Genomic DNA, 17,956 nt, shown 5'->3' with positions numbered 1-17,956 from the left:
TTTGTTAATTATTTTGATTGAAAGCATCAATCATTTTATATTTTGATTGTACATATTTGGCTGTAATACCTTTCATTAGTTTTTGATGAAACACTATACCTAAAATGCCTAGTATTGCTAGTACTAAACAAGCTAATTCAAACCCAATAAGAAAATAAAACAAGGCAAATATTCCCATAGGAATAAGCAATAATGGAATACCAATAAGCCATTGTACCGCCCCGGTACCTTGGTAGTTAAAAGCTGCTTTTTGGCTTAAATCTATCTTTTTTCTATTAAAAGAACCGCCGTATAAAATAACATGGGTATTAACCCCAACATTGTAAATGGCAGCGACAAAATGTGCCAGTAAAATTTTCCAACCAAAAAACACATACGGAATCCCCAAAACAAATAGGATAACAACACTTAATGCCATTAATGTGAATTTAGATTGCAGGTATTGTTCGTATTTAATATTCTGGCTCATGAGCAATTTATAGTAACCACTGTCCCAAGCAGGTATAAATTGTCCAAAATTGATTAAAAAAATACCTGTAGAAAAAATACCGATAAATGTAAAAAACCAAGGCATACCTTGATAAGTAGGCTGCGGGTAGAAAAACAAGCCGTAAAGCAAGCCAATTAATACCATCCAAACCGACGATTTGGTTCGTTTATTACGCCAAATAAGTTTTAAATCTAACTGCATAAAGGGTGCAATAGTTCCAAAGTTCTTTGTCCAATCTAAATTTGAAGTCTGTATTTCCTTGATTTTTTCTTTTAAACCACTATCTAGAAACAGCTTTTTTCTTAATAATTTAAAGTTTACAATGTAAAGCCCTATTAAAATTAAAACGGGGGTTATAATAAATACCGGCGCATTATAAATGACATTAAATCCATTAGAAAAAATTTGAGAAAACGAAATAACATTAAAATAATTAAGAGCGAACAAGCCTCCGGCAATACTTATAATTGGCAAAAAGGATAGTTCTATTTCAGTTGAAAAACTTTCAATAATAAAATTTAGAAAATTAATAATGAGAACTACCAGCATTAAAGTAAGCATCCAAGTTAAAACCGAAACCGGTGGATAGCCTTGTACTATTAACGTAATACCAAATGGAATAATGGCAAAAAGAGGCAAAAAATTAAAAAAAGAAGTTACCGATTTTCCTAAAACATAGTTTACAATTTTTTTTCTTTTAACAGGTAGTATTAGTAAAGGTTTTACAGCCATTACAGGTAGCTTTTGAAAGAAAAACCTAAAAACCAAATCGCCAATAATCCAATAAAACAAGACACTGTTTACAATGGTTAGTGGGTCTTGACCTGGAAATCCTTTTTTAAGTGCTGGGTACAATATAATTCCCAACCCTAAAAAAATGCTTATAAAATACAGTGCTAAAAAGACCATAAGTATTTTTATAGCCACCCCTTTACCAAAACTAGCCGACCTAAAAAAAGACTTCCATTCTAAACTTAAAAAGTTTTTAATCATTATCTACTCGTTGTATTTTTGAGCAATTTGACTCACTTCCATACCCCAAGACTGTCCAAACATCATAGCCTTTTGGGTTAACCCTAATTGTTTTATGGCCAATTTTTTTCCTAAATCGGTATGATAAAAAGCTATTAATTCTTTAATCTCACTTTGAGTAAATTCCTTCATATATAAATCGGCTATTTTATCGTATAATCCATCTAATGTAGCATTAGCTTCTTTAGTGTAAGCTTCTTTATTCGCTTCAGAAACCTGAAAACCTATTTGAGAAATAGCATTATCAAACGCAGCACCAGCACCTGTTAATTTAACAAATTCAATCGTTTCTGTTTTAAAATCAGAAGTTTCTTGGGATTGAGTTACTATGGCAACTAAAAACATACACGCTAATAATAATTTTTTCATTTGAAGGTTTTATTAATATTTATTAAATTCTAATTGGTTAGTAAGACTTTTACATTAATTGTTACAAGTAAATTTAAATTTACAACTCAACTTTAGTATTTTTGTCAAAAATTTACACATGTCATCATTCCATAAACTTTCAATTAAAAATATAAAAAAAGAAGCTAATAAAGCCATAAGCATTGCTTTTAATGTGCCCGAAAACCTAAAATCTGTCTTTTCATTTAAGGCAGGGCAGTACATTACCTTAAAAGCAACTGTTAATGATAATGAGGTACGACGCGATTATTCTATTTGTGCATCACCAAAAAGCGGCGAACTTCAAGTAGCCGTAAAAGAGGTAAAGGACGGTACTTTTTCTGCCTATGCGAATAATGAGCTGAAAGTTGGAGATGAATTGGAAGTAGCGCCACCAAAAGGGCGTTTTATTTTTGAACCTAACGATTCTAAAACAAAAAATATAGCAGCATTTGCAGCAGGAAGTGGTATTACACCTATTTTAAGTATTATTAAATGTGCTTTAGAAGAAGAAATTCTTAGCAAAGTTATTTTGGTTTACGGGAACAAATCGACCGAAGACACCATGTTTTTAAATGAACTTTTAGAGCTTCAACATGAGTACAAAGACCGCTTTTCCATTCAGTTCGTATTTAGTAAACAAGATAAAGACGATTCTATTTTTGGTCGTATTGAAAAAAGCACGGTTAATTATGTGATGCTAAACAAGCACAAACATATTGAAGTGGATGCTTTTTATCTTTGCGGACCTGAAGCTATGATTCATGTTGTAAAAGATGTTTTAACTGGTAATGGTATTGAAACTGACCGCATTCATTTTGAACTTTTTAAAGCAGCAAAACCTGTTGAAATTGAAGAGAAAGCAGCTCCTTCAGGAAAAACAACAGTAACCGTTACCGTTGATGATGACACTACAACTTTTGAGATGTCTCAAAAACAAACGGTTCTTGAAGCGGCTTTAGACGAAGATATTGATGCACCTTATTCTTGCCAAGGTGGTATTTGCAGTAGTTGTTTAGCACGTTTAAAAGAAGGTGAAGTAACCATGCGCCAAAACAATATTCTAACGGAAAGTGAAGTTGCAGAAGGTTTGATTCTTACCTGTCAAGCACATCCTACTACACCAACTATTGTGGTAGATTATGATGATGTTTAGGAACAGACGTTAGGTTTTAGACTAAAGACTTTATTTTATTTATTACAGTTTTTGGTGAAATACTTCGGGAAGCTTCTTTGTAGTTTTCTGGGTATTTGTTACCGTAAACAGAGGTTGGTATTTGAGGAAATTGATTTCGATCGGATAACAAAGCATAACCTTCGGGTTGATTAAACGGTGCAAATCCCGCATACGGATGTGTTACACCCCAAATAGTCGCCACTTTTACGCCTAACATCGCTGCTAAATGGGCATTTCCAGAATCCATGGAAAGCATAATTTCTAAATTAGAAATGACATCTAATTCTTCATCCAGCGATAATTTTCCTGCAACATTAACAACATTTTCAAAACTGGCTTCAATCCCGTTTAAAATCTCTATTTCCTTTTGTCCACCTCCAAATAAAATCACTTTGTAATCTTTTGAAAGCGTTTTAATAACAACTTTCATAAAATCCAACGGATACATTTTACCCTCGTGGGCTGCAAAAGGCGCAATTCCTATTTGTTTTATTGAATTATCAACTAATAAAGATATCACTTTATCGTTTAAATTCCGTTTTTTAGGAAAGGTAGGATTCATTAAGTCTAGTTTAAAACCTAAAGCTTCAAAAACATCGGCATAACGTTGATGCGTTGTTTTAAGTTGTTGGAAATTTTCACCAGAAATTAATGCTTTTTTTTCAGCTCGACCTTTATCAATCTGAACCGTTTTTATTCCGAATAAAAAAGATTTTAAAATCTTAGTTCGTAATACATTGTGTAAATCGGCAACAGCATCAATTCCTAAATTCCTTAATTCTTTTGAAAGTTTATACAGTCCCAAAACTCCTTTATGTTCCGCTTTTAGATTAGCCGAATACACTGAGACATTTGGTAAATCTCTAAAAAAAGGAGCAAAAAAAACTCTAGTTAAAACGGTTAGTTTAACTTCAGAATATTGTTGGGAAAAGGCTCTTAATACAGGAACCGTCATAGCCACATCGCCCATGGCGGATAGACGAATAACGAGGATGTGTTTTGGTTGCTTAAACATATTTGATGAGATTCCTGCCTGCGCAGGAATTATTTCTGCCCTCTTAAAACAGGATTAAGCTCATCATCGTTATACATTTTCATTTGCTTGTACACTTTCATGTATTTATCGCCTTTTTCAATGTCGCTTAAAAGTGTATCAATGGCTGTACTTAAATCGATACGTTGTTCTAATAAAATATTCAATTTTTTTTGACATGCTTCACGGTGTGAATCGGTAGCATCTACACGAGTTGCTTCTTCATTCATATGATAGATTTTCAATGCTAAAATAGACAATCTATCTACGCCCCAAGCAGGACTTTCAGTGTTAATTGTTGCATCCTTTTTTGAAACTACATGCTTGTACTTTTCCAAAAAATAGCTGTCAATGTACTCAACCATATCAGTTCTATCTTGGTTAGAAGCATCTATTTGTCGTTTTAAAGTTAAAGCAGCTACAGGATCTATTTGCGGGTCACGAATAATATCTTCGTAATGCCATTGTACCGTATCTATCCAACACTTTCTGTATAATAAATGCTCTATTAAACTGCTTTCCGTATATGGATTTTCAAATGGTTGATCTACGGTATTAATAACGTGGTATTTTTCAATAACGTCTTGAAATATTTTGTTGGCTTTACTTGTAAACATGATGTATTAATTTTAAAAGTGTAAATATAAGTCTAAATAATTAACTTTATCATTCAAAAAGAAAGATTGAAACTTATGTACATTCATGATTTATCAAAACAAAACTCTGTATTGAATACCTTTATTTCTGAAATAAGAAGCGTTTCTATACAAAAAGACCGCATGCGTTTTAGAAGGAATATTGAGCGTATCGGTGAAATTTTAGGTTATGAAATGAGTCAGGTTTTTAACTACACTCCCTCAACCATTGCGACACCTTTAGGCGCTTGCTCTATTAGTGAATTAGAAAACGACATTGTTTTGTGCTCCATTTTAAGGGCAGGTGTTCCGCTACATAACGGCTTACTTAATTATTTTGACAAAGTTGAAAATGCGTTTATTTCTGCCTATAGACACCACAAAGATAGCACTGAAAATTTTGAGATTATTGTTGAATATTTAGCCTGCCCTAATTTAGAAGGAAAAACGCTTATTTTGGCAGATCCTATGCTGGCCACAGGGCAATCGATGGTAGCCACTTTTGAAGCTCTAAAACCTTACGGAACCCCAAAAGAAATTCATTTAGTTAGCGTTATTGGTGCACAGGAAGGTGTCAATTTTGTTGAAAAACACTTTAATGCTTCTGCGCATTTATGGATTGCAACTATAGATGAGACTTTAAATGACAAAGGTTATATTGTTCCTGGCTTGGGAGATGCAGGCGATTTGGCTTTTGGAGAAAAACTACAGCATTAACAATAAAAAGGGTATAAGAATTAAAACCGAAAGAAATATTTCTTTAAACCATTTATCTTCAACAATTTCAATGTAATTTGTAATAATAATTGCTAAAGGCGCAAATAAAAACAAAAACTCACTACCATTTTTTTGTGGTGCAAGCAACACTAAAACAAACGCTATAATAGCCGCAATAATAACAATTTTAAATGATGCTCTTAGTCCTTTTTTCTTCCTTTTAATATTCTGTAAATAAAATATGGAAGACCATAAACCAAAAGAAAATAACATAGTAATACCCACTAAAAATTTAGTAGAATTATACGGACTAAAGTCATAACTAAAACTACGCGATGATTTAAAAATTTCATAAAAATCATCATAAGCAACCACCGAAACACCTACAGCAATACTAAAAACAGTTGCTACACCTATAAATGGGATTATCCAATGCCTGATGTTATTATCAGAATAAAAAATCAAACTAAAAGGTATGGCAATAAAAAAAAGAATAGCCCAAAAATAAAGTAACGAGGCAATTGCAATACATAAAGCCGCATCAAAAAATTTACTTTTAATATTCTTTTGTGAACGCAAGCTCATAATTTTCCTAAGCCCCAACAGCACAAAAAGGTTTGATATAAGAATGTTAGTATTGATTGTAGTTTGTTCCAACGTTAATAAAAACAAACTGAATAATAAAATTTCGTAACTATTGCTTTGGGTTAAACTGTTCTTGCTGATGATAAAATGAAACACCAAAATGGTAAGAACGCAAATAAGAAATACAATAATTTGTTTAAAAACAAAAGTGCCTGTAACTGGTTCAATTATTAAATCTGTTCTGGCTGTTAAAAAAGCCAAAACCGTAATAAAAAGAACAATGATAAAATTTATTGGCTTAGATTTATTAAAAATGCTTGTTATCATTAACTGTTTTTGTATTTTTGCTTCGTAAATATACTAACTAAAGCCGGTTAGAAAACTATAAATAATACCACATGAAAGATTTATTTAACGCTATACAAGATTTATTTGTAAACGTACTTTTTAAGCCGTTAGATGCCATAAGAGCATTAGAGCTTGAAAATTGGTTTGCTGCAAATACCATTTCTTGGATTTTCCTTATCATTGGTTTTGCTGCCATGGTATATTGGATGAAACAACTTAAAATATTTAATGATAATAACGAAGAAGACAAAAGTATTTCTTCGCACTCATTTTTATAAATCGAATCCAATATCTTTACGATAATACATCTTATCAAAATGTAGTTTTTCTATACTTTGATAAGATTTTTTTATGGCCTCTTGGTACGTATTCCCATAAGAAGTTATTGCCAAAACACGACCTCCAGAAGTTACTACGTTGCCATCTTTTAATTGTGCCCCAGCATGAAATGGTATAGAATCTTCAATAGCGTTAATTCCTGTAATTTCTTTTCCTTTTTCATAATCTTCAGGATAACCACCAGACACCAACACGATGGTTGTTGCGGCACGTTCATCAATTTCAATATTAATTTTATCTAAAGTCCCGTTTGCCATAGCCAGTAGAATTTCAACAAAATCGTTTTTCAATCTTGGCAACACCACCTCCGTTTCTGGATCGCCCATGCGTACATTATATTCTATAACCTTTGGGTCATTCCCTACTTTTATAAGTCCGATAAACACAAACCCAACATAAGGTAAATTGTCTTTTTTAAACCCGTTAATGGTTGGTTTAACAATACGTTCTTCAATTTTATTTAGAAACTCATCGGTTGCAAATGGCACCGGAGATACGGCTCCCATGCCTCCTGTATTCAAACCTGTATCACCTTCCCCAATACGCTTATAATCTTTAGCGGTTGGTAATATTTTGTAATTTTTTCCATCGGTAAGCACAAAGCAACTTAACTCGATACCATCCAAAAACTCTTCAATAACCACTTTGGTACTTGCCTGACCGAATTTAGCATCTACTAACATGCTTTTTAATTCGGCTTTAGCTTCATTTAAATCTTTCAAAATAACAACACCTTTACCTGCTGCCAACCCATCTGCTTTTAAAACATACGGCGGATTCAATGTTTCTAAAAATGCATAGCCTTTTTCAACTGTTTCTTTTGTAAAACTTTCGTAAGCTGCCGTTGGAATGTCATGACGGTACAAAAACTCTTTAGCAAACTCTTTACTGCCTTCTAATTCTGCAGCTACTTTTTGTGGTCCTATAACCGATACATGTTTGATGGCATCGTCATTTAAAAAATAATCGTGTACACCATTTACTAATGGGTCTTCTGGTCCTACCACAACCAAATCAATGCGTTCTTTTAAAACCAGTTCTTTTATAGCTTCAAAATCATTCACACCTATGTTAACATTAGTAGCTACGTTTGCAGTTCCGGAGTTTCCTGGAGCTACAAATAAGTTGTTACATAAGGGACTTTGAGCAATTTTCCAAGCAAAAGTATGTTCCCTTCCGCCAGAACCTAGAATTAAAATATTCATTGAATTGTTTTTAAATGAACTGCAAAAATAAAATTAATGCTACTAAATTCACGACTATTTTTTATTTACTTTACCAAAAATTATACTTTAACTTGAATTTGTTCAATCTTTCATTAAAATTTAATGGCTTTCCTATTGAAAAAGCTAAAAAACTTTTGGATTCTATTCAGAAGAATGATGAAAATGAACTTTTAAATTATATTGAAACTAGAAAACAAGACATTGTTGCGTTTCATTTAGAACACAATCCGTTTTATAAAAGTTTTGCAAAAAATGCAAAACCACAACACTGGGAAAGCATTCCTATAATGACCAAAAGGCAATTGCAACAACCTTTATATGAGCGACTTTCGGAAGGTTTTACAACTAAAAATGTTTACATCAATAAAACCTCTGGTTCTTCAGGCGACCCGTTTATTTTTGCCAAAGATAAATTTTGTCATGCCTTAACTTGGGCTGGTTTTATAGATAGATATAATTGGTTTGATTTGGATTTTAACACCTCAAAACAAGCCCGTTTTTATGGGATTCCTTTAAACAAATTAGGATATTACAAAGAGCATTTTAAAGATTTCTTGAGCAAACGTTATCGGTTTTCTGTGTTTGATTTAAGCGATTCTCAACTTGAAAAAAACCTCTACACATTTAAAAACACAAAATTCGATTACATTAATGGGTATACGAGTTCCATTGTTCAATTAGCTAAATTTCTACAAAGAAAAAACAAGATTTTAAAAACCATTTGCCCCACTTTAAAAGCATGTATTGTAACTTCTGAAATTCTTTTTAAAGAAGATAAAATACTTTTAGAAACGTATTTAGGCATCCCAATTATAAACGAATATGGTGCTGCCGAATTGGGTTTAATAGCATTTCAAAACACAAAAAACGAGTGGATTGTAAATACCCAAGATTTGTATGTTGAAATTTTAGACGATAACAATCGGGTTTTACCTTATGGCGAAGAAGGTCGAGTTATAATTACTTCACTTTACAACAAGGCGCATCCTTTTATCCGCTATGATTTGGGCGATATTGGCAAGCTTTCAAAAGAAAGTACGCCAAACAAACCCATTTTGGAAACTTTAGTTGGAAGAACTAACGATATTGTTATTTTACCAAGCGGTAAGAAAGCGGCTGGTTTAACCTTTTATTACATTACAAAAACCGTGATTGAAGACGATGGTAACGTAAAGGAGTTTATTATTGAACAGTTGAAATTGGATACGTTTAAAATAAGCTATACAAGTGCTTATGAACTTTCTGAAGAAAAATTAATCACCATTAAAAATGCGATTACCAAATATTTAGAGCCTAACTTAACGGTCCTTTTTGAAAGAAAAACTTCTTTAGACCGTTCAAACAGAGGAAAATTAAAGCAATTTAAATCGTATTTATAGAAACTGTTGTCTGGTCGAGCGAAGTCGAGACCTTTGTAATTTCAGATAATTATCAACCTCTCGACTGTGCTCTAGAAGACTTTATACTTTTATAACAAGTTTCGATTTTACAAAAAAGTGTTCGTATAAAAACCCAAGCATGTAGAAAACAGATTTTAAAGTTGAAAAACCCAAGCCTTTTCTATACACCCAATAATTATATTTTATAAGATTAATTTTGTTTGAAGACATCGAATCTTTTCTAACCCTATAAACCGCTAAAGACTCTTGAATGCCTTTAGCCGGTTTACCAGATTTTTTAATAGCCATCAACCACATTGCCCAATCTTGACGTTTGCGTAGATTAGGCACCATTATTTTGCCCAAAACCTCAACATTATACATGCCTGTTAAGTTGCCTATGTAATTGCTTTTTAAATATTTTTGATAAGTAAGCTCTCTTAATGCTTTTATTAATTTGTTAAGCGGTTTGCCTGTTTCATTCATTTGTTCATAACTACTAAAAGAAACATCACAATTTTGGGTTTCCATAAAGGCTATTTGATGTTGAAGTTTTTGTGGTTTCCATAAATCATCAGCATCTAAAAAAGCAATATATTTACCTTGCGACACTTCAATACCTTTATTTCTTGTAATAGCTGCTCCTAAATTGGTATCGTTTTTAAGAAGTTTTATATTGGGGTATTGAGAAACGAATTGATTTACTATTTGTAATGTTTTGTCTGTGGAACAATCGTCTATTAAAAATAATTCCCAATTTGTATAAGTTTGACTAATAACACTGTTTATGGTTTCTGAAATAAAGTCTTCAGAATTGAACATGGGTGTTATTATGGAAACTAAAGGTTTCAACGATTTCTAATATGCTTTTTCTTCGCCTTTGAATATATTAAACGATGTTTGAATGATGATTTTTATATCTAATAACAACGACCAGTTTTCAATATAAAAAATATCATATTTTACTCTATTGATAATATCTTTGTCGGTTTCTACTTCGCCCCTAAACCCTTTTATTTGAGCTAGACCAGTAATTCCGGGTTTTACATGATGCCTGTATATGAAATTGTACTTGTCAATTACTTTAGAATAGTCGTCGGTATAAGAAAGCATGTGAGGTCTAGGACCTACCACACTCATATCTCCCTTTAAAACGTTAATAAACTGAGGCAACTCGTCTATACTTGTTCTTCTCAAAAATTTACCAATGCGGGTAACTCTGCTATCATCTTGTTTAACATAGGTGCCTTGAACTTCTTTTGTGGTTGTTAATGATCTAAATTTATAACAATAAAACTCTTTATAGTTAATTCCGTTTCTTTTGTGCCTGTAAAACAAAGGGCCTTTAGATTCTAACTTGATTAAAATGAACAAGATTATTGAAAGCCATGATAAAACAAAAATAAGTATGGCTAATGAAAATAGTATATCGAAACTTCGTTTAACAATTTTATTAAAATCATTATTCAGTATACCTTCTTGAATAGATAGTACTGGAATATAAGTATAATAATCTGTACGTAGCCGTTTTGTGAAAAGTTTGGAAGTATTAGGCACAAACTTAATATTACAATGATGTATGTTGGCATACTTTACATATTCATTTACTTCTTTTTCTGAAAGCTCATCAATGGCACAATATATCTCATCAATATTTTGATTAATTTCTAAAAAATTAAAACTATCAGATATTGTTCCTGTAACGTTTTTAAATTCAGAATTACTAAATACGCCTTTTACATTGTAACCTAGTTCATTTCGTTTTACAAAAAATGCTTTAAGTTCTTCTATACTTTCGCCACTACCAACAATTATAATATTTCTTAAATTACCTTTTAAATATGTGCGAAAGGTTTTTAATGCAAAAAAACTAACTAATTTAATTAATGCTATTGCAGCAAATACATAAAGTAAATAGTGTAATGTAACAAATGCTGGTATTTTTACACTTCTAAAAATCCCCAAAAAAGCATAAACAATTACGGCATATGCCAAAAATTGTTTAACCAATAGAGATAAAATATTTAATGCAGAAGTATATCTGTAAACTTTATAGAAATTTAATATAAAACTGGAAGACAACCACAAAATGGTAGAATATAGTGCGTATAATAAATTTTTATTGTTAAGTATGCTTGATGAAAAAAAGTACAAATTTTCATCATTTAAGTTTAAAAAATAAAACGCAAAAATATTTATAACTAAAAGATCATATAGAATTAGCACAGGTCTTAATAGCCATGAATATCTTCCGCGTTTATACTCCATAAACCAACTATTTACTTATGAAGCTTGTGAAATCTTTATGCTCGCTTTTATAAAGCTCTTCTTCGGTTAAACTCTTAAAATAATCGAAAGTGATTTTCATCCCTTCTGCTCTGTCCACCTTTGGCTCCCATCCTAATAATTTTTTTGCCAACGTTATATCCGGCTGTCTTTGCATGGGGTCGTTCACTGGTAAATCTTTATAAATTATTTTTTGAGTTGTCCCTGTTAACTTTATAATCTCTTCTGCAAAATCCTTAATTGTTATTTCATGGGGATTTCCAATGTTTACAGGTTCAGCATAATCACTTAAAAGTAATCTATATATTCCTTCAACTTCATCATCCACATAACAGAATGATCGTGTTTGAGAACCATCACCAAAAACAGTTAAATCTTCTCCTCTTAGCGCTTGCCCCATAAAAGCAGGTATAACACGACCGTCGTTTAGTCTCATTCTTGGTCCATAGGTATTAAAAATACGCACTATTCGTGTTTCAACACCATGAAACCTATGGTAAGCCATCGTGATAGATTCTTGAAAACGTTTGGCCTCATCGTATACTCCTCTTGGCCCAATAGTATTTACATTTCCATAATAATCTTCTGTTTGCGGATGTACTAACGGGTCTCCATATATTTCGGAAGTAGATGCAATAAGTATTCTTGCATTTTTGGCTTTGGCTAGTCCTAGCAAATTATGTGTGCCCAATGAACCAACTTTTAAAGTTTGGATTGGAATTTTTAAATAATCTATCGGGCTTGCTGGAGATGCGAAATGTAAAATATAATCTAAATCTCCATCAATTTGAATGTATTCTGTTACATCATGTTCTATAAACTCAAAACTTGAATTGTTTAATAAATGTTCAATGTTTTTTTTATCTCCGGTTATAAAATTATCCATCCCAATAACTTTATATCCTTCTTTGATAAAGCGGTCGCTTAAGTGAGAACCTAAGAAGCCCGCTGCTCCTGTAATTAATACTTTCTTCATAGCTCTACTGTTTTTCTTCCTATTGAACTATAATAAAAACCTTCGCTCTTTATTTCTTCTAAATCATATAAATTACGACCATCAAAAATTACAGGGTGTTTTAAGTTTGATCTTAATTTTTCAAAATTAGGCGTTCTAAACATGCTCCACTCGGTACAAATAATTAATGCATCAGCACTTATTGTTGCGTCATCTTTATTTAAAGTATATTCTACTTTATCTCCAAACTCCTTTTTTACATTTGGCATCGCTTCAGGATCAAAAGCTTTTATACTTGCCCCTAGCTGTAATAATTCATTTATGATATATAGTGCGGGTGCTTCTCTAATATCATCCGTTTCAGGTTTAAATGCCAGTCCCCATATAGCAAAGGTTTTTCCTTTCAAATCATTATTGAAAAATGCCTTTATTCTAGGTATTAATATTTTCTTTTGAAAATCGTTTACTTTAATAACCGCATTTAAAATACCAAAATCATAATTTGAATCTTTACCTGATTTGTAAAGTGCCTTAACATCTTTTGGGAAACATGACCCGCCATAACCAATACCCGGAAATAAAAATCGTTTTCCTATTCTAGAATCGGTTCCCATACCTGCCCTAACCTTATCTACATCTGCACCAACAATTTCGCAAAAATTAGCAATTTCATTCATAAATGTAATTTTGGTCGCTAAAAACGCGTTTGCAGCATATTTTGTTAATTCGGCAGATTTTTCGTCCATCACTATAATGGGATTTCCTGAACGCACAAATGGTTTGTAAAGCTTCATCATTAATTCTGTAGCTCTTTCAGAGCTAGAACCTATTACAATACGTTCAGGTTTTAAAAAATCGTCAACAGCAAAACCTTCTCTTAAAAACTCAGGATTGGAGACTATATCAAAATCTACTTTAGCATTTTTTGAAATCACCTCCTTTACCTTATCGGCAGTACCAACTGGCACAGTGCTTTTATCAACAATTACTTTATAACTTTCAATAAGTTTCCCGATATCATCTGAAACACCTAAAACATATTTTAAATCGGCAGAACCATCTTCATCTTCAGGTGTTGGCAAAGCTAGAAAAATAATATCGCCATGTTCCAACCCTTCTTTAAGAGATGTTGTAAAGTTTAATCTGTTTGCTTTAATATTTCTTTCAAATAATACATCTAAATGCGGTTCATAGATTGGCACCTCTCCTTTTTGCAGTTTTTTTACTTTGTTTTCATCTATGTCTACACAAAGTACTTCATTGCCTGTCTCGGCTAAACATGTCCCTGTTACTAAACCTACATAGCCTGTTCCTATTACTGATATTTTCATTTAATTTTTATATAATTAATATGCCTTTTCTTCTCCTTTAAATACATTTAAAATGGTTTGAATTGTAATTTTTAAATCTAATAATATAGACCAGTTTTCAATATAAAAAATATCAAACTTCACTCGGTTTATAATATCTTTATCATTCTCAACTTCACCTCTAAAACCACTAACCTGTGCTAACCCCGTTATACCTGGTTTAACAAAATGCCGTACCATGAATTTGTCAATTCTTTCGGCATACATATTAGTGTGACTAACCATATGTGGTCTTGGACCAACAACCGACATATCTCCAAATAAAACATTAAAAAATTGTGGAAGTTCGTCTATACTAGTTTTCCGAATAAATTTACCTATTTTAGTTATACGTAGATCACCTTTTTTGGCTTGCTCTAAATGAGCTTTCTTGTTTGGTGTCATGGATCGAAATTTATAACAATCAAATTCTTCATAATTAAACCCATTCCTTGTTTGCTTAAAAAACACAGGGCCTTTTGATTCAAGTTTTATTAAAATTGCCAATATCGGTGTAAGCCATGATAAAACAAACACAATAATGAATGATGACACTAAAATATCAAATAATCTTTTTGTGACCTTGTTTAAAGAATCTTGCATTGGAATATTTCTCAAAGACAGGATAGGAATGTAATCATAATACTCATATTTAAGCTTTTTTGTGTATATATCCTTATTGTCTGGTATAAACTTCAATTCTCTTAAATTGTTATCGGCAAAATCTATTAACAAATTAATCTGTTTGTTTGATAGTTCAGATACCGATGCATATATTTCATTAATATCATTTTGTATAATAAACGAAAAACAACTTTCTAAGGAGTAACCGGGTTCTTTTGTGAAAAATTGTTTTTTAAACTTATATCCAAATTCGTGTCTAGTGTTAAAAATATTTATAAGCTGCCTTGTTTTATCTGTGTTTCCAATTACAACTACATTTCTAAAATTACCGCCCAACACAGCTCTATATTTATTCAACAAAAAATGAGATAAAAACTTAAAAAAAGTTATCAATAAAAAGACAGCTAATAAATAATACCCTAGAGACAATCGGCTAATATTAGGCTGCTTAAAAAAGCCAATAAAAGCATATAAAATTAAAGTAAAGAATACTAGTTGTATTATTATGAGGGTAATAATTTGAACCATTTTGGTATATCTTCTAACTTCATAAAACTTATTTTTAAAAGATATTACCATCCAAAAAAAAGACATGTAAACAATAATTGAAAATCTATTCGTCAAGTTTACTTCAAATAAAAAAATTGAACCGATTATGATTGCTAAATCAATTAAATATGATATTGGTTTTAAATACCCAGAATATCTACCTTGCTTAAACGAATTCAAATTACCTTTTTAGATGGTTTAAATATATAATAACTCAAAAATTTCCATAAAACAGACTTAATGAGCTTTATTGCCTTACTCTATATTCATTTATATTAATAATAGCTGCTCAATAAAATGTATTACAATAATAGCAATTCCAAAACACAATAACCTATTCAAGTTACCTTTTAATAAAAAATACATTTGCCTAACATGCAAAAATACTTTAATATCAGATAAAAGCAAAACAGAAAAGTTTGCAAAAATTAACCGTACAGAAATAACCTTAACTAGTATGTGTTTTCTCAAACGATGTTCTTGTTGTCAAACAATATAGAATTACAAATAAAAATAAACCCTGTTGTCTCCATAATAAAGATTCGGTAAAAAAAACAGAGCCTACTAAAATATAAAACATGGTAAATAAAAAATTCTTTGATTTTAGTACTTTATATAACGGAATTAATAACATCATAATTAATAAGCATATTCCAAAAATACCGGTTTCAGAAAAAATTTGAGCATATTGATTGTGATAATTATAATCATGAAAAGTAGGGTAAGTATCAAATTTTATATGCCTTTTTTTTAAATTGTCTCTAGATGCAAATAGCCCAAATCCTTTCCAAAAAATGGATTCTTCTTCAAGTTGCTCCTTTAAGATTCTTAATTGCAACAGCCTAATAGAGCTCCCTGTCCAAGGGTAAATTTGACCAAATTGCTCTTTCTCTAATATTTCGCTCAAGTTAGTGTCTTTTTCGAATAGTACCCTCTGCTTTAAATTAATAGAACCAATGCCTATTAAAAGACCCAAACCAATTAAGCCCAATAATGTCTTGGTTTTACTAATCTTAGTACCATAACAAAATAAATAAATAAATATCCCAATGAACAGAACAAACATTACCGTTTTGGAAGATAGCAAAAGTAGAAGAATCAAAAAAAAGACAATCATCCATAGATCCCATTTGGTTTTTCTTGTTTTTGTTAATAGATAAAATAAACTAATGGAAAAAATAACAGAAACATATATAGCATTAAGATCAAGCAAACTAACTAATTCATGATATGTAAAGACACTTATAGAATTAGTTCTATGAAAAGTATCGAATGCATTTATTAAAAACACTAATCCAAACAAAAGGTTTGAAAATGTGAAAACATTTAAAATACGTTTATAATTTTCAAAAGAAACTTTTGGTATTACATTAAAAGCCAATGGAACAACCAAAAGAGCTATTGTTCTTTCCAAGCCTGTTTTAGTTTGACCTTGGTTAACAGACCATATAAAAGTTAACACAAACAATACGTAAAGAAGCATTGGTAAAAGTAAATATAAGTCTGTTTTTAGTTTCTTCTTTTGAAGAAAAGAATATCGAAAAGAAAAAAAAAGAAAAAACCCTAACGCAATACTACTTGGTGCATAGCCAATTAAAAGTGTTGATAATACCAACCCAATTAGATAAGCTAAAAACTCTTGAGAGTTAAGCAAATCTTTAATTTTTATAACATTCATTTAAAAAATCTAAATACTTTTTATTTATTACATCCCATTTAAATTTTACTTCAATTTTAGAGTAACAATTTCTAATTTTATCTGTGTGTCTGTCTTTATGGATGCTATCAATATATTGTTGAATATCCTCTTTTGTGCTAAAATAAAAAGCATCATCACCTAAAATTGATTTTGCAAATTCATTACTGTGAGCAATTATTAATGCTTTTGACGCCATGGCCTCTAATAATGAGGGATTTGTGCCCCCAACAGAATGCCCGTGAAAATATAAATTTGAATGATACCTCAAATTGTTTAAATGCTCTAAGTCATATATTCCTCCTACAAATCTAATATGGGCTGAATATCTAAATTTTTTCTTTAAATATTCTCCAAATTTGTTTGCATCATGTTTTCCAACAACTAAAAATGGCGTTTTATTATTAGCCAAAGCTACACCATCCAATATCATCTCTAAATTGTTTTCTGGTTCAAATCTTGCAATTAACATATTATAATTAATCGCAGTTACATTATAATGCTTTAATATATTAAGATCTGGAGAGTCAAATAATTCTGCTCCATATGCTATATATTCAGACTTGGCATTATACTCCTTTAAAAGATAGTTTTGAATCCCAATCGAATCAGAAATTAAATAGTCACTGGATTTGATTGCTAGTTTTTCAGCATATTTCAAGAATTTTCTCTCCGTTGGAGAATACTTAGAACGTTTCCACTCTAACCCATCCATATTACTAACAATTATTGTGTTTTTTGGCAATAATTTATGCCATATAGTATTGCTCGTATAACCCAACTGAAGCAAAACATCAAAATTTCTTTTTCTAGAATCTATTATACAATTAAAATCATATATGAACTGACCAAATGTTCCCATTCTATTTTCAGGATCATAACAATGAATAATTTTAACTCCCTTAAATATTTTCTCTTTATAGGAATGATTACTTGAGCTATACACATATACCTCATGATTATTTTGGGCTAAATACACAGAAAAAAATTCTGCAAACTGCTCAAATCCACCATAATGATTTGGTATTCCTCGAGTTCCTAAAATGGCTATTTTCATTTTATTATTTTATTAAAAAGTACAAAAGTAGCTTTTTTAATTTTAGCCATAAATTAATAATTAAATTATGTAATTTGATTAACATTATTCAT

17 protein-coding genes are annotated in these 17,956 nt (G+C 31.1%); 4 read left to right on the top strand and 13 right to left on the bottom strand.

Annotated features, from left to right (window positions below):
* Positions 1–4: 4 nt before the first annotated feature.
* Together VP395_RS08880 and VP395_RS08875 are read right to left on the bottom strand one after the other, a co-directional pair.
* Positions 5–1,483 carry a DUF5687 family protein gene (locus tag VP395_RS08880; RefSeq protein ID WP_346241608.1) on the bottom strand — a complete coding sequence of 493 codons (1,479 nt, stop codon included), beginning with the start codon at positions 1,481–1,483 and terminating at the stop codon, positions 5–7.
* A 3-nt stretch (positions 1,484–1,486) separates the two neighbouring features.
* Positions 1,487–1,891, bottom strand: a complete 405-nt coding sequence (locus tag VP395_RS08875; protein ID WP_346241606.1) for a DUF2059 domain-containing protein — start codon at positions 1,889–1,891, stop codon at positions 1,487–1,489.
* A gap of 118 nt (positions 1,892–2,009) precedes the next feature.
* On the opposite strand from VP395_RS08875, the gene VP395_RS08870 reads away from it, so the two are divergent.
* Positions 2,010–3,065, top strand: coding sequence for a 2Fe-2S iron-sulfur cluster-binding protein (locus VP395_RS08870; protein WP_346241604.1), 1,056 nt, complete (start codon positions 2,010–2,012; stop codon positions 3,063–3,065).
* 16 nt (positions 3,066–3,081) lie between these two features.
* Here VP395_RS08870 and VP395_RS08865 read toward each other — a convergent pair whose 3' ends face one another.
* Positions 3,082–4,101, bottom strand: a complete 1,020-nt coding sequence (locus tag VP395_RS08865) for a glycosyltransferase family 9 protein (RefSeq protein WP_346241602.1) — start codon at positions 4,099–4,101, stop codon at positions 3,082–3,084.
* 29 nt (positions 4,102–4,130) lie between these two features.
* Complete coding sequence (locus tag VP395_RS08860) at positions 4,131–4,736, bottom strand: DUF4254 domain-containing protein (RefSeq protein ID WP_346241600.1); 606 nt, start codon at positions 4,734–4,736, stop codon at positions 4,131–4,133.
* Positions 4,737–4,811: 75 nt separating this feature from the next.
* Between VP395_RS08860 and upp the strand changes: the two genes are divergently transcribed.
* Positions 4,812–5,471 carry a uracil phosphoribosyltransferase gene (gene upp / locus VP395_RS08855; RefSeq protein ID WP_346241791.1) on the top strand — a complete coding sequence of 220 codons (660 nt, stop codon included), beginning with the start codon at positions 4,812–4,814 and terminating at the stop codon, positions 5,469–5,471.
* Here upp and VP395_RS08850 read toward each other — a convergent pair.
* Positions 5,460–6,383 (bottom strand): DUF6427 family protein, encoded by a 924-nt coding sequence (locus VP395_RS08850; RefSeq protein ID WP_346241598.1) that lies wholly within the window; start codon positions 6,381–6,383, stop codon positions 5,460–5,462. The two genes, upp and VP395_RS08850, sit on opposite strands and share 12 nt — an antisense overlap.
* A 71-nt stretch (positions 6,384–6,454) precedes the next feature.
* On the opposite strand from VP395_RS08850, the gene VP395_RS08845 reads away from it, so the two are divergent.
* Complete coding sequence (locus VP395_RS08845) at positions 6,455–6,682, top strand: DUF6341 family protein (protein WP_346241596.1); 228 nt, start codon at positions 6,455–6,457, stop codon at positions 6,680–6,682.
* On the opposite strand, the gene purD is transcribed toward VP395_RS08845, so the two are convergent.
* Positions 6,677–7,948: a phosphoribosylamine--glycine ligase gene (gene purD / locus VP395_RS08840; RefSeq protein WP_346241594.1), complete on the bottom strand. Its 1,272-nt coding sequence runs from the start codon at positions 7,946–7,948 to the stop codon at positions 6,677–6,679. The two genes, VP395_RS08845 and purD, sit on opposite strands and share 6 nt — an antisense overlap.
* A 92-nt stretch (positions 7,949–8,040) precedes the next feature.
* On the opposite strand from purD, the gene VP395_RS08835 reads away from it, so the two are divergent.
* Positions 8,041–9,348, top strand: a complete 1,308-nt coding sequence (locus tag VP395_RS08835; RefSeq protein ID WP_346241790.1) for a phenylacetate--CoA ligase family protein — start codon at positions 8,041–8,043, stop codon at positions 9,346–9,348.
* A gap of 81 nt (positions 9,349–9,429) precedes the next feature.
* On the opposite strand, the gene VP395_RS08830 is transcribed toward VP395_RS08835, so the two are convergent.
* The 7 genes from VP395_RS08830 to VP395_RS08800 all read right to left on the bottom strand — a co-directional run bounded on the left by VP395_RS08830 (position 9,430) and on the right by VP395_RS08800 (position 17,864).
* Positions 9,430–10,200: a glycosyltransferase family 2 protein gene (locus VP395_RS08830; RefSeq protein WP_346241592.1), complete on the bottom strand. Its 771-nt coding sequence runs from the start codon at positions 10,198–10,200 to the stop codon at positions 9,430–9,432.
* Positions 10,201–10,206: 6 nt separating this feature from the next.
* The gene (locus VP395_RS08825) at positions 10,207–11,616 is read right to left on the bottom strand and encodes an exopolysaccharide biosynthesis polyprenyl glycosylphosphotransferase (RefSeq protein WP_346241590.1); all 1,410 of its coding nucleotides are present in this window, start codon (positions 11,614–11,616) and stop codon (positions 10,207–10,209) included.
* 7 nt (positions 11,617–11,623) lie between these two features.
* Positions 11,624–12,610, bottom strand: a complete 987-nt coding sequence (locus tag VP395_RS08820) for a UDP-glucuronic acid decarboxylase family protein (protein WP_346241588.1) — start codon at positions 12,608–12,610, stop codon at positions 11,624–11,626.
* A complete protein-coding gene (locus VP395_RS08815) occupies positions 12,607–13,920 on the bottom strand; it encodes a UDP-glucose dehydrogenase family protein (RefSeq protein WP_346241586.1) in 1,314 nt (437 codons plus the stop codon). The genes VP395_RS08820 and VP395_RS08815 overlap by 4 nt, the downstream gene beginning before the upstream one ends.
* A 15-nt stretch (positions 13,921–13,935) precedes the next feature.
* Positions 13,936–15,291: an undecaprenyl-phosphate glucose phosphotransferase gene (locus VP395_RS08810; protein WP_346241584.1), complete on the bottom strand. Its 1,356-nt coding sequence runs from the start codon at positions 15,289–15,291 to the stop codon at positions 13,936–13,938.
* Between the two features lie 268 nt (positions 15,292–15,559).
* A complete protein-coding gene (locus VP395_RS08805) occupies positions 15,560–16,789 on the bottom strand; it encodes an O-antigen ligase family protein (protein WP_346241582.1) in 1,230 nt (409 codons plus the stop codon).
* Positions 16,770–17,864: a DUF1972 domain-containing protein gene (locus VP395_RS08800; RefSeq protein WP_346241580.1), complete on the bottom strand. Its 1,095-nt coding sequence runs from the start codon at positions 17,862–17,864 to the stop codon at positions 16,770–16,772. Before VP395_RS08800 ends, VP395_RS08805 begins: the two co-directional genes overlap by 20 nt.
* Positions 17,865–17,956: the final 92 nt, after the last annotated feature.

The sequence above is a fragment of the Mariniflexile soesokkakense genome (assembly GCF_039650365.1).
Classification (GTDB): domain Bacteria; phylum Bacteroidota; class Bacteroidia; order Flavobacteriales; family Flavobacteriaceae; genus Mariniflexile; species Mariniflexile soesokkakense.
This window is presented reverse-complemented; position numbering and strand designations above follow the sequence as displayed.

Coding starts and splice junctions, on each gene's coding strand:
- VP395_RS08870 (WP_346241604.1), top strand. CDS start 2,010: ATGTCATCATTCCATAAACTTTCAATTAAAAATATAAAAAAAGAAGCT.
- VP395_RS08820 (WP_346241588.1), bottom strand. CDS start 12,610: ATGAAGAAAGTATTAATTACAGGAGCAGCGGGCTTCTTAGGTTCTCAC.
- VP395_RS08875 (WP_346241606.1), bottom strand. CDS start 1,891: ATGAAAAAATTATTATTAGCGTGTATGTTTTTAGTTGCCATAGTAACT.
- VP395_RS08825 (WP_346241590.1), bottom strand. CDS start 11,616: ATGGAGTATAAACGCGGAAGATATTCATGGCTATTAAGACCTGTGCTA.
- VP395_RS08860 (WP_346241600.1), bottom strand. CDS start 4,736: ATGTTTACAAGTAAAGCCAACAAAATATTTCAAGACGTTATTGAAAAA.
- purD (WP_346241594.1), bottom strand. CDS start 7,948: ATGAATATTTTAATTCTAGGTTCTGGCGGAAGGGAACATACTTTTGCT.
- VP395_RS08880 (WP_346241608.1), bottom strand. CDS start 1,483: ATGATTAAAAACTTTTTAAGTTTAGAATGGAAGTCTTTTTTTAGGTCG.
- VP395_RS08865 (WP_346241602.1), bottom strand. CDS start 4,101: ATGTTTAAGCAACCAAAACACATCCTCGTTATTCGTCTATCCGCCATG.
- VP395_RS08845 (WP_346241596.1), top strand. CDS start 6,455: ATGAAAGATTTATTTAACGCTATACAAGATTTATTTGTAAACGTACTT.
- VP395_RS08850 (WP_346241598.1), bottom strand. CDS start 6,383: ATGATAACAAGCATTTTTAATAAATCTAAGCCAATAAATTTTATCATT.
- VP395_RS08805 (WP_346241582.1), bottom strand. CDS start 16,789: ATGAATGTTATAAAAATTAAAGATTTGCTTAACTCTCAAGAGTTTTTA.
- upp (WP_346241791.1), top strand. CDS start 4,812: ATGTACATTCATGATTTATCAAAACAAAACTCTGTATTGAATACCTTT.
- VP395_RS08815 (WP_346241586.1), bottom strand. CDS start 13,920: ATGAAAATATCAGTAATAGGAACAGGCTATGTAGGTTTAGTAACAGGG.
- VP395_RS08800 (WP_346241580.1), bottom strand. CDS start 17,864: ATGAAAATAGCCATTTTAGGAACTCGAGGAATACCAAATCATTATGGT.